At 74.3% G+C, this 11,760-nt stretch carries 9 protein-coding genes; 6 read left to right on the top strand and 3 right to left on the bottom strand.

The genetic code is table 11. The annotated features are described in order from the left end of the window. Positions 1-2: 2 nt before the first annotated feature. Positions 3-1,568, bottom strand: coding sequence for a PfaD family polyunsaturated fatty acid/polyketide biosynthesis protein (locus tag EKG83_RS13805; protein WP_033434564.1), 1,566 nt, complete (start codon positions 1,566-1,568; stop codon positions 3-5). A gap of 286 nt (positions 1,569-1,854) precedes the next feature. Here EKG83_RS13805 and EKG83_RS13800 point away from each other — a divergent pair, with 286 nt between their 5' ends. The 5 genes from EKG83_RS13800 (at position 1,855) to EKG83_RS13780 (ending at position 7,005) form a co-directional block, all read left to right on the top strand. Then, positions 1,855-2,754 carry an alpha/beta fold hydrolase gene (locus tag EKG83_RS13800; protein WP_033434565.1) on the top strand — a complete coding sequence of 300 codons (900 nt, stop codon included), beginning with the start codon at positions 1,855-1,857 and terminating at the stop codon, positions 2,752-2,754. After that, the gene (locus EKG83_RS13795; RefSeq protein ID WP_170191938.1) at positions 2,738-4,390 is read left to right on the top strand and encodes a fatty acid CoA ligase family protein; all 1,653 of its coding nucleotides are present in this window, start codon (positions 2,738-2,740) and stop codon (positions 4,388-4,390) included. Before EKG83_RS13800 ends, EKG83_RS13795 begins: the two co-directional genes overlap by 17 nt. Continuing rightward, positions 4,387-5,391, top strand: a complete 1,005-nt coding sequence (locus EKG83_RS13790; RefSeq protein ID WP_033434566.1) for a 3-oxoacyl-ACP synthase III family protein — start codon at positions 4,387-4,389, stop codon at positions 5,389-5,391. Before EKG83_RS13795 ends, EKG83_RS13790 begins: the two co-directional genes overlap by 4 nt. Further along, positions 5,388-6,428, top strand: a complete 1,041-nt coding sequence (locus EKG83_RS13785) for an NAD-dependent epimerase/dehydratase family protein (protein ID WP_051766765.1) — start codon at positions 5,388-5,390, stop codon at positions 6,426-6,428. Before EKG83_RS13790 ends, EKG83_RS13785 begins: the two co-directional genes overlap by 4 nt. Before the next feature lie 127 nt (positions 6,429-6,555). After that, on the top strand, positions 6,556-7,005 hold the full coding sequence (locus tag EKG83_RS13780) for a hypothetical protein (protein WP_153278057.1): 450 nt from the start codon (positions 6,556-6,558) through the stop codon (positions 7,003-7,005). A gap of 135 nt (positions 7,006-7,140) precedes the next feature. Here EKG83_RS13780 and EKG83_RS13775 read toward each other — a convergent pair whose 3' ends face one another. Continuing rightward, positions 7,141-7,332: a hypothetical protein gene (locus EKG83_RS13775; RefSeq protein ID WP_153278056.1), complete on the bottom strand. Its 192-nt coding sequence runs from the start codon at positions 7,330-7,332 to the stop codon at positions 7,141-7,143. Positions 7,333-8,183: 851 nt separating this feature from the next. Between EKG83_RS13775 and EKG83_RS47685 the strand changes: the two genes are divergently transcribed. Further along, positions 8,184-8,810: a transposase gene (locus EKG83_RS47685; protein WP_228122605.1), complete on the top strand. Its 627-nt coding sequence runs from the start codon at positions 8,184-8,186 to the stop codon at positions 8,808-8,810. 69 nt (positions 8,811-8,879) lie between these two features. On the opposite strand, the gene EKG83_RS13765 is transcribed toward EKG83_RS47685, so the two are convergent. Next, entirely contained in the window at positions 8,880-11,615 is a 2,736-nt protein-coding gene (locus EKG83_RS13765) for a SpoIIE family protein phosphatase (RefSeq protein ID WP_033430871.1), read from the bottom strand. Between the last annotated feature and the right edge of the window lie 145 nt (positions 11,616-11,760).

Genomic DNA, 11,760 nt, shown 5'->3' with positions numbered 1-11,760 from the left:
GGTCAGGCCAGGCGCACGGGCCGGAACACCGCCGCCGCCGCGGGCACCGCGACGCCGAGGGTGCGCAGTTGGTGGGCGCGGGTGGCGACCGCGGCGCCTTCGAGCAGGTTGAGCGCGATCTGCGCGACGGTCCGGTTGCCCGGCTCGGCCAGGAACGACCCGGCCGCCCACCGGTTGAACGCGCCCAGCGCCGGGCCGCACCACAGCTGGTAGTCGGTGCGCCGGTCCGGGTCGCCGGTGATGGCCCACCGGCTGGAGTTGCCCAGGTACCACCGGAACACCAGCGCCATGCGGTGCTTCGGGTCGCGCTCCGCGCGGTCGAGCTGGGCGGGGTCGCGGTGCCGCCAGAACTCGCGGGTCAGCTCCCACACCCGTGCCAGCGGCATGCGGAAGACCTCGCGTTCCAGCCTGGCCGCCACCTCGCCGGGCAGCGCGTGCAGCCCCGGGTGGTCCCGGTACGCCTCGTACAGCCTGGCCGCGCGGGCCGCGAACAGCGTGCCGCGGCGCACGACCTGGAGGCGCACGCCCAGCTCGAACATGTCGGCCGCGGGCGCCATCGCCACGTCGGCCACGTCGACCTCGGACAGCATCCGCTTGGCGGTGTCGGAGACACCGGCCTCGACGGCGACCTGGTTGACCGAGCCGGTGACCACGTAGTCGGCGCCGAGCGCGAAGGCCGCGGCGACCGCCTCGGGGGTGCCCAGTCCCCCGGCGGCCCCGACCCGCACGGGGTGGCCGTGCCGCCGGACGTGCCGGTCCCGCAGCGCCAGGACGGTGGGCAGCAGCGCCCCCAGCGGCCGGTTGTCGGTGTGGCCGCCGCTGTCGGCTTCCACCGTGACGTCCTCGGCCACCGGCACCCGCGCCGCCAACCGGGCCTCCTCCCCGGTCAGGTCGCCCCGGTCGACCAGCGACCGCAGGAGCGCGGCGGGCGCCGGGGAGAGGAACTTCTCGGCCACCTCGGGTCGCGACAACTTGGCCAGCACCCGGACGCGCCGCGTGATCCGGCCGTCGCGGTCGAGTCGCAGGCCGGAGGCCGCGCAGCGCACCACGGCCGGGGTCAGGTCCATGAACGCCGACGCCGAGACGCGCGGCACCCCGTGGCGCAGCACCACGTCCACGACCGCGCGCTCCGAGGCGGGTTCCCCGGGGCTGTGGATGAGGTTGACGCCCCAGTTCCCCCGGCCCGGCAGCGCCCGGCCCAACTCCCGCACCGCGGCCTCGACCTCGCCCGGTCCCAGGCCGGCCGCGCCGAAGAAGCCGAGCATCCCGGCCTCCGCCATCGCCACCACCAGGCGCGTGGTGGAGATCCCGTTGGCCATCTCCCCGGCCACGTAGGGGAAGCGGACGCCGTGCGCCTCGCAGAACACCCGGCCGCCCAACCACTCCGGGTACAGCGGCGGCAGCGACCCCACGAGGTTCGCGCGGGGCGTCGGCCCGGTGACCACGCCGAGCCGGCGACCGCCCGGGTCGGTCACCACGTGCGCGTGCTCCCGGAAGCGCCGCGCGCAGTCCACCACGTCCCCCGCGGCGGAGGGCACGACGGCGTCCGGGGGTGCCGACACCGACATCACGCTGCTCCAAGCACTGGGGTGGCACGGCCCACCGCGGTCGGGCCGCTCACGTCTTCTCCTCCACCGCCACGCCGGCCGGGTCCGTGACCTCGACGGGTCGCCGCGATGTCGTCCGCCGGAGGATTCCACAACTCCGGTGACGCGTACGTCCGCACCGGAACGGTCCACTCGATCGTGTGGATTGTCCGTCTCGCCCACCCGATCAGGTGGGCCGTGGTTTCACCCGACGCGCCCGCCGTGCCACGGTGGGCCTCCCGTCGTCGCCGCCCGCGAGGAGCCCGCAGTGCCCGAGACCGACCGGACCGCAACGCCGTCGCGGTGGTTCTCACGGGGCGCGGCGCGCCAGCACTACCTCGACGCCGGCGACGGCCCGCCGGTGCTGATGCTGCACGGCAACCCCAGCTGGGGCTACCTGTGGCGCGACCTGGTCGCCGCCCTGCGCGGCACCCACCGCTGCCTGGTGCCCGACCACATCGGCATGGGGCGCTCCGACCGGCCGGCCGAGGACGAGTACGCCTACACCCTCGCCTCGCGCGTGGACGACCTGGACGCGCTCACCGCGCACCTGGTCGACGAGCGCGGCGTGCCGGAGACCGGGTGGACGCTGGTCCTGCACGACTGGGGCGGGCCGATCGGCATGGCGTGGGCCGCCCGCCACCCCGGGCGCGTCGCCCGGCTGGTCGTGCTGAACACCGCGGCGTTCCCCCACCCGTTCCCCTCGGGCCGGCTGCCACCGCACCTCGCGGTGGCGTTGTGGGCCATCAGGAACACCGCCCTGGCGCGGCACCTGTTCCTGCGCCACAACGCCTTCGCCCGCGCCACGGCGCGCATCGGCGCGAAGCGGCGCCTGGACCCCGCCGTCCGCCGCGCCTACCTGGAACCCTACCGGACCCCGCGGGACCGGCTGGCGATCCTCCGCTTCGTCCAAGACGTCCCGCTGTCCCCGGCCGACCCGGCGTGGCCGGAGCTGCTGGCCGCCGACCGGGCGACCCGGCTGCTGGCCGACCGCCCGGTGTTCATCGGCTGGGGCGGGCGCGACCCGGTGTTCCGGCGCGAGTTCCTGGACGAGTGGCTGCGGCGGTTCCCCGGCGCGGTCTGCCGGGTCTACCCCGGCGCCGGGCACTACGTGCTCGAAGACGAGACCGAGGCGCTGGTGGGTGAGATCCGTGCTTTCCTCGCCTGACCGGCCCACGACCGACTTCGTCGCGGTGTTCACCGAGCACGCGCGCCGGCACCCCGACGCCCCGGTCGTGCGCCAGGCCCTCGGCCGGGGCCGGTACGCGGTGGTCACCTTCCGCCGGCTCGTCGACCGGGCCGACGCCTGCGCCCGGGCGCTGTCCGCGGCCGGGGTCGGCCCCGGCACGCGGGTGTGCCTGCTGGTGCCGCCCGGCCCGCAGCTGGGTCCCCTGCTCCTGGCACTGGCGCGGCTCGGGGCGGTGCTGGTCGTGGTCGACCCGGGGATGCCCCCGCGGCAGCTCACCGCCTGCCTGGCGGAGGCGGCCCCGGAGGTCTTCATCGGCATCCCGCTCGCCCACGCCGCGAGGACCCTGCTGCGCTGGGGGCGCGGCAGCGTGCGCCTGCCGATCACGGTGGGGCGGCGCTGGTTCTGGGGCGGCCCGACGCTCGACCGCCTCGTCGCTGGCGCACCTCCGGCCGCGGTGCCGCAGACGCCCGACCTCGACGCCGTGGGGGCCGTCGCGTTCACCTCCGGGTCGACCGGGCCGGCCAAACCCGTGGAGTTCCTGGGACGGCACCTGGCCGCCCAGGTGGAGCTGATCGCCGGCGTGATCGACCTCCCGCCGGGCGGGCGGTGGCTGTCGACGTTCCCCCCGTTCGCCCTGGCCGGCCCCCTGCTGGGCCTGGAGCTCGTCGTGCCGGACGTCGACCCCGTGCGGTCCGCCACGGCGCCGCCCGGCCCGCTGGCCGCGGAGATCCAGCGGTCCGGGGTGGCCGGGATGTTCGCCGCACCGGCCACCCTGGACCGGCTGGCACGGCACTGCGTCGACCGCGGGCTGGTCCTGGGCACGCTGCGGCTGGTGCTCTCGGCCGGCGCCTCGCTCACCCCCCGCGCGGCCCGGCGCCTGCGCCGCTGCCTGCCCCCCGACGCGCTGCTGTACTCCGTCTACGGCGCCACCGAGTGCCTGCCGGTGAGCGCGATCGAGAGCCGCGAGCTGCTCGACGGCCCCGCGCGGGCCGCCGAACGCGGCGAGGGCACCTGCGTCGGCCGTCCGCTGCCCGGCAACACCGTCCGCGTCATCCGCGTCGACGACGGCCCGATCGAGGCGTGGAGCGACGACCTGGCCGTCCCGCCCGGCGGCATCGGCGAGATCACCGTCACCGGTCCCAGCACGAGCGAGCGCTACCCCGGGCGGGAGCGGCACACCGCGCTGGCCAAGATCCGCGACGGCGACCGGGTGGTGCACCGCACCGGCGACCTCGGCCGCGTCGACGAGGACGGCCGGCTGTGGTTCCTCGGCCGCAAGTCCCAGCGGGTCCGCACACCGCGCGGCGACCTGTGCACCGAGCAGGTGGAGCCGGTCGCCGACACCGTGCCCGGGGTCCGCCGCTCGGCACTGGTCGGGGTGGGCGAGCCGGGTCGACAGGTGCCGGTGCTGTGCGTGGAGGCCGAGCGCGGCGCCGACCGCCGCCGCATCACCGCCGACGTGCTCGCCCTGCTCGCCACCGCCGGCGTCGCGCACGTGCTGTTCCACCGGCGGTTCCCGGTGGACGCGCGGCACCGCAGCAAGATCGTCCGAGAACGCCTCGCGCGGTGGGCGGCACGCCGACTGCCCGCGCCGACCCCACGGGAGACCCCATGACCTGCGCCAGGGTGGTCGGCGTCGCCGCGCACCTGCCCGAGCGGCGGACCTCCTCCGCCGAGATCGAGGCGCGCCTGGCCGAGCTCAACCCGGGACTGGAGGTCCCGCGCGACTTCATCGAGCGGATGAGCGGGGTGCGCTACCGCCACACCGCGCCGGAGGGCTGGACCGCCGCCGAACTGGCCGCCGCGGCGGCCCGCAAGCTGCTGGCCGACTGCGGCCGTGACATCGCCGAGGTCGACCTGCTCCTCTTCGCCGCGACCTCGATGTCGGTGATCGAGCCCGCGACCGCCCACATCGTGGCGAACCTGCTCGGCGCCTCGTGCCCGGTCTTCGACGTCAAGAACGCCTGCAACAGCGTGTTCAACGCCATCGAGGTCGCCGACGCGATGATCAGCGCCGGCCGCTACCGACGCGTGCTCATCGCCTGCGGCGAGTGGCTGTCGCCGGTGATCAGGTGGCAGGCGAAGGAGGGCGACCTGCGCGACTACTTCGAGGTCGCGTTGTCCCACACCGTGTCCGACGCGGGCGCCGCCGTGCTGCTGGAAGCCGCCGACACCCCCGGCGTGCTGCGCACCGCCGCCCACGCCGACTCCAGCGCCTGGGACGCCGCCGCCGCGACGATCGCCGTCGCCCCGGGCAGCTCGCGCCTGGGCGCGTTCCGGGTCGACGCCATGAAGCTCCAGCGGGTGTTCCTCGACATCGACACCGGGCTGGTGGACCGGGCGTTCGAGCCGCTGGGCCTGGTGCTGTCCGACTTCACCGTCGTCTGCGTGCACCAGCCCTACACCGGGCTGCTGCCGCAGTTCGCCGAACGACTCGGCCTGACCGAGGAGCAGATGGTGCCCATCGTCGCCGAGCACGGCAACGTCGCCGCCGCGGGGCTGCTCGTGCAGCTGACCAAGGCCGTCGAATCCGGCCGGGTCCGGCGCGGCGACCTCGTCGCGCTGGTCGGCCTGGCCAGCGGCACCAGCATCGGCATCGCGGTGGTCCGCTGGTGACCCGCGTACTGGTCACCGGCGCCGGCGGGTTCCTCGGCCGCGCCGTGTGCCGCGTCCTGCTCCGCCACGGCTACGCCGTGCGCGGCTTCCAGCGCCACCACCACCCCGCACTGGACGACCTGGGCGTCGACCAGGTGCTCGGCGACCTGCGCGACCCCGACGACGTGCACCGCGCCGTCGACGGCTGCGCGGCGGTCGTCCACACCGCGGCCAAGGCCGGCCACTGGGGCCCGGCCGAGGAGTACCACCGGATCAACGCGGTCGGCACCGACCACGTGCTCGACGCCTGCCGGGCGCACGGCGTGGACCGCCTGGTCCACACCTCCTCACCCGCCGTCGTGCACCGCGGACGCGACCTCGACGGCGTCGACGAGTCCGCGCCCTACGCCACCAGGTTCCGCTCCCCCTACCCCGCCTCCAAGGCGATCGCCGAGCAGCACGTCCTGGCCGCCAACAGCCCCACCCTGGCCACCGTCGCGCTGCGCCCCCACCTGATCTGGGGCCCGGAGGACCCGCACTTCCTGCCCCGCCTCACCGCCCAGGCCCGAGCGGGCCGCCTGCGCCACCTCGGCCGCACTTCCAAGATGATCGACACGGTGCACGTCGCCAACGCGGCCCGGGCCCACCTGCTCGCCCTGCGACGCCTGGCCCCCGGCGCGCCGATAGCGGGCAAGGCGTACTTCATCACCCAGGGACACCCGCTCCCGGTCGACCTGGTGGTCAACGGCCTGCTGATCGCCGCCGGCCTGCCCCCGGAACAACGCCGCGTGCCGCGCCCGCCGGCCCGTCTCGCGGGCACACTGGTGGAACTCGCCTTCCGCCTGACCAAACGCGCCACCGAACCACCGATCACCAGGTTCCTGATGGACCAGCTCGGCACCGCCCACTGGTTCGACATCACCGCCGCCCGAACCGACCTGGGCTACCAGCCCGAGGTGGGCCTCCTGGCCGGACTGGCCGGACTGGCCGACTGGATCGCCTCCACCGGGTCGCCTACCGCGGAGGAGCCCGTCACCACCGGAGGGGACCGGTCCTGACGGGTCGTGGGACCACCGGGTTTGACAGGTGCCCTCCGTCTACGAAGAACCGGCTGCCGTCATGAACCCGCAAGCGTTGTCACGCCGCGCCTGAGGTAGCTGACAGGTGAGAGCTGACCTTACGTGGTTGCTGAGGATACATACCCGAAGCGGTGGCCGTCGCCATCGACTCCCGGACGATCAGGATCGCCGAGATCGTCCGGAAGGCTGGCTGCGGCTGCGACGCCGCCGAGAAATCAACGACCGCAAGCGCAGAGCGGCGATCGACCTGGGCGATCGGCCCCTGGTCGTCATGGCCGTGCCCGCTGAAGTCGCCGACTGGAACCTGGTCCGTGACCTGCTCCGGCGCCTCCAGTTGCCCAACCCCCAGATCACCTCGATCTGGGCCAGCTCCGCCTACGCCGGAACACTGGTCACCTGGACCGTGATCGCCCTGCTCAACCACCGCCTCACACGTCGGGTTCGCGCACGCCGCGCCACCACCGCCCGCGAGGCGGCCCGACCGCGCGGCGCCGGACCGGAGAGCACATCCACCACCATCCGGCACCGGCCGCCCGGCCGGACAGCATCGCGGTGAGCGCGGGAACCGGGGGCGGACCACGGTGTGGCTGCAAATCCGCCCCCGACGGCCGAACAAGCGCGGCCACCCCGTAACCGCGCATCCACGGAGACCGGGGGTGATCCCGGCCGCCGAGACGCTCCCCGGGGTCCACTACAGGAGCTGCGATGCCTTGTTGCAGGCCGCCTTGCCGTCGATCACGGGGATCTGCAGCTCCGCGTCCTTGCAGTCGAGGACGCCCTGAGCGTAGGCGGGGGTGGCGACCAGAGCCGTGCTGGCAGCGGTCGGCAGCATGGCCAGGGTTCCGAGGATCAGGGCCAGAGCGGCCCGGTGACGGATCGTCATGATGACCTCCAAGGGGGATGCGGGTTCCTGAACAGGAGACAGTCCACACCTTCCACCAAATTGGACGTTCTTCTTACTGTGCTTAGGTTTCGCAGTGTCTGAACAGGACCGTCCATTTGGAACACCGTGCAAAGAGGATGCGACTCTGTGACGTGCACCACAAGCGGGTGAGGCCCCTCTTCACCCAACCGTGACATGCAGGTGCCGCTCCGGTAACACAGCGCACGGAGTTGCACCCTCTGAAGCTCACCCCAACCAGGCATCGCACGGTCAGTCGGGACGCCAACCAGCGCGACACTCCACACAGAGAGGCTTCCACCAGCAGGAATACCTGCTTCAACCGATGTCAGTTTCCAGTGACCACAACCGAGAGTCACCGCTTCGGGTAAGCTGACTTCAGAACGTAATCACATCGTGTGCCGCTCGAAAAGTCATCGTCGCTGGTAGGGCAAGGGGCCACCGTGTTGAGAGCATGGCCGGGTGATCGTGTCCCTGCTGTACAAGGTGACCCGGAGGTTGCTGTCCGTGCCGTCGGTGCTGCTGCGCGGCGAGGCGGCGAAGAACGCCGAACTGCTGGTGCTGCGGCACGAGAACGCGGTCCTTCGTCGGCAACTGACGGGTCCGGTCCGTTACGCGCCCGCGGATCGGTTCTGGTTCGCCGCCCTGTCCGGGTTGGTGGACCGTCACCGATGGCGGGAGATCTTCCCGGTCACGCCGGGCACCCTGCTCGCCTGGCACCGCAAGCTCGTGGCTCGTAAGTGGGACCACTCCGCGCGTCGACGCACCGGACGCCCACCGACTCGAGCGGCGGTCAAGAAGCCCGTGCTGCGGCTCGCCCGGGAGAACCCGCGGTGGGGTCACCGGCGGATCCAGGGCGAACCGGCCCGACCCGGCGGGAGTTCCTCACCGCCCAGGCCCAGGGCATCATCGCGGCGGACTTCCCCCACCTCGACACCGTGCTCGGCAGGCGCCTGTACGCACTGGTGTTCCTCGAACACGGCACTCGCCGCCTGCACGTCACCGGCGTCACCTCTCACCCGACACGGGAGTGGACGACCCAGCAGGCCGGGAACCTCGCGACTGACCTCGGAACGCGCACGGAGCCCCCGCGTTTCCTGCTACGCGACCGCGACGGCAAGTACGGCGAAGCGTTCGACACCGTCTTCCAAGCCGACGACCTACGCATCATCAAGAGCGCGCCACAGGCACCTCGGATGAACGCCCACTGCGAACGGGCCACCGGCACCATCAGACGCGAAGCCCTCGACCACATCCTGATCACCGGCGAGAGCCACGCACGGCATGTCCTCAACACCTACGAAGACCACTACAACCGACACCGACCCCACCAGGCCCGCGACCAACTACCACCCGAAGCTCAGCGGCACCCCACCGCGGCACACGACCCCGACACCCACAGACCGCACCGCACCCGCATCCTCGGCGGACTCGTCAACGAGTACAGACATGCCGCTTGACCAGCAACGATGACTTTTCGAGCGGCACAGCGAAAGCGACCACTCTCGGCAGCAGCGACCGACCCCCGTTCAGGGCAGCCGTGCGCCGGCCTCCGCCCGCGTGGTGCGGACCGCCAGGGACTCGACCGGGTCGAGGTGGTCCAGGCCCGCGATGTCCAGCACGCGCGCGGGCGGTGAACCCTCGGCGACGACCACGGTGAGCGCGCGGCCGGCGCGGGCGGCCGACGCGGCGGCGTCGAGCAGCAGCGCGATGCCCGAGCTGCTGAGGTAGCGCAGGTCGGTGAGGTCGAGGACGACGGGCCGGTGGTCGGCGCCGCCGACGCGGGCCAGCAGCGGCGCCCGCAGCCCGCGCACGGTGTCCAGGTCCAGGTCGCCGGTCAGCCGCACGCGCCGGGCCGGCCCGTCGGCCGGGTCGTCGTGCAGCCCGGCGGCCTCCCCCGCGGCCGGCACCGGCGGTGCGGGGGCGTCGGGCTGCGAGGCGAGGTGGAAGTCGACGGTGGTGCCGTCCTCGCCGCGGTCGAAGGTGACCCGCTCGGCGAGCGTGTGGATGATGCCCGTGCCGCGTCCCCGGTAGCCGGGGTCGGCGGGCACCGGGCGCCACCGGCCGTGGTCGCGCACGACGACGTGCACGCCCGTGGCGGTGGCGGTCAGCTCGTACTCGAAGTCCCCGTCCCCGTCCGGGTAGGCGTGGTCGACGACGTTGGCCGCGGCCTCACCCAGCGCCAGTTGCAGGTCGTCGAACAGGTCGGCCGACAGCGCCGCGGTGGCCGCCCACGCCTCGACCGACCGCCGCATGACGGCCAGCGACGGCGGCCGGGCGGGCAGGGTGCCGTGCAGCGGGTGGGGCAGGTGGCGTGCGACGACGAGCGCCACGTCGTCGTCCTGGCCGTCGGCGAGCAGCGCGTCGGTGACGGCGTCGGCCAGGGTGTCGGGCGCGGCGGCGCGGGAGGCCCGGACGACGGCGAGCAGCCGGTCCAGGCCCCGGTCGACCGGCAGGTCGCGGCGTTCCACCAGGCCGTCGGTGTAGAGCACGACCGACGCACCCGCGGGCAGGTCGGCGGTGTGCTCGACGTAGCGCGCCCGTCCCGGCGCACCCAGCACCGCGCCCCGACCTCCGGTGAGGAATCCCGCGTGGTCGGCGTCGACCACCAGTGGTGGCGGGTGGCCCGCGGTCGCCCAGCGCAGCACCCCGGTCGCGGTGTCGAAGGTCAGGCACGCGCAGGTGCTGCCGGCGGCGCCGTCGACCCGTCGGGCGAAGGCGTCCAGGCGTTCCAGCGCGGCGGCCGGCGGCTGCCCTTCGAGCAGGTAGCCGGCCAGCGCGCTGCGCAGCTGCCCCATGACCGCGGCCGCCGACGGTCCCTTGCCCACGACGTCGCCCACGCACAGCGCCACGGTGCTCCCGTCCAGCTCCAGCACGTCGTACCAGTCGCCGCCGATCTGGGCGTACGTGGAGGCGGGCAGGTAGCGGGCCGCGATCGCCAACCGGTCCAGGGCCGGCAGCTCGCGGGGCAGCAGGCTGCGCTGCAGCGCCTCGGCGATCTCGTGCTCGCGCCGCAGCAGCGCCTCGCGCTCGGCCTCGGCGCGCTGCCGCTCGGTCACGTCGCGCCCGATGGCCTGCACCCCGGTCGGCGTGGTCCGCATGCTCAGCTCCAGCGCGACCACGCCCCCGTCGCCGCGGCGCACCCGCCACACCTCGGTGACCACGCGCGCGCCGGCCGGGTCGGCGTCCCGTCGGCTCGGGTCGACGCCCCGACCGGACACCACGAGGTCGGCCACGGCCGTGCCCACCAGCTCGTCGCGGGTGCGGCCCAGCAGCGCGCACGCGGCCGGGTTGACCTCGACGAACCGCCACTCCCGGTCGAGCACCCAGATGGCGTCGGTGGCTCGCTCGAACAGCAGCAGGTGCCGCTGCTCGCTCTCCCGCCGCTCCCGGTCGGCCCGCACCCGCTGCAGCGACTCCCAGCACCGGCCTACCACCACGGACGCCAGGTCGACCTCGGCCGGTTCCCAGTGGCGGACCGACGCCTGGTGCACCGCCAGCCCGGCGACGAACCGCCCGTCGTGCAGCAGCGGCACGAACACCACCGCGCGGATGCCGACCCGCCCGTAGGCGTCGCGGTCCACCCCGACCAGCCCGGGGTCCCGCGCGACGTCGGCCACCACCCACGGCCGCCCGGCACGCAGCGCCCGCAGCGCCTGCTCCCCGAACCCCGACAGCGCGAACCTGCCCCGCAGCGGCGGCACCCCGTCGGCCCGGTCGTCGCTGAGGACGAAGTGGTCCCCGTCGTCCTCCACCACGGCGAACGCGCACCGGTCCGCGGCCAGGTGCTCGCGCAACAGGCCGGTGGCGGCCGCCATGACCCGCTCGGGGTCGTCCACCCCCTGCAACCGCCGCTCCAACGCCTCCAGGAAGCGGTTGCGCTGCTCGGCCCCCCGGCGCCGGGTCACGTCGGCCAGCATCCCGCGCACCCGCACCGGCGCACCGGCGGCGTCGCGCACCACCTGCGCCCGGGTGCGCAGCCACAGCCACCGACCGTCCGCGGCGGTGGCGCGGAACTCCACCTCGAAGTAGTCCAGGTCGACACCGGCTCGCCACGCGCGCAGCACCTCGGCGCGGTCGGTCGGGTGGATCAGCCCGGCCAGCACGTCCAGGTCGTCGCGCCAGCGCTCGGGCGGGTACCCGAGCAGCACCTCGGCGTGCCCGGAGACGAACGTCGGGCGCCGGGACGCCACGTCGACCTCCCACGCCACCAGGCCCATGCCGTCGACGAGGCCGGTCAGGTCGGTGCCCCCCGGAGCGGTCACGGCCGCCCCCCGCTCGCGTGCGCCAGGGGTCCGGCCCCTCCCGGGGTCGCCGCCGCCCCGGTGAAGGACGCGCGCGCGACCGCGCCAAGCCTCGACCCGATCTTGGCCGGGGGGATGTGACCTGCACACTTCGTCACATCCTGGC

The organism is Saccharothrix syringae (assembly GCF_009498035.1).
In the GTDB taxonomy this organism is placed as follows: Bacteria; Actinomycetota; Actinomycetes; order Mycobacteriales; family Pseudonocardiaceae; genus Actinosynnema; species Actinosynnema syringae.
This window is presented reverse-complemented; position numbering and strand designations above follow the sequence as displayed.

Coding starts and splice junctions, on each gene's coding strand:
- EKG83_RS13805 (WP_033434564.1), bottom strand. CDS start 1,568: ATGTCGGTGTCGGCACCCCCGGACGCCGTCGTGCCCTCCGCCGCGGGG.
- EKG83_RS13790 (WP_033434566.1), top strand. CDS start 4,387: ATGACCTGCGCCAGGGTGGTCGGCGTCGCCGCGCACCTGCCCGAGCGG.
- EKG83_RS13775 (WP_153278056.1), bottom strand. CDS start 7,332: ATGACGATCCGTCACCGGGCCGCTCTGGCCCTGATCCTCGGAACCCTG.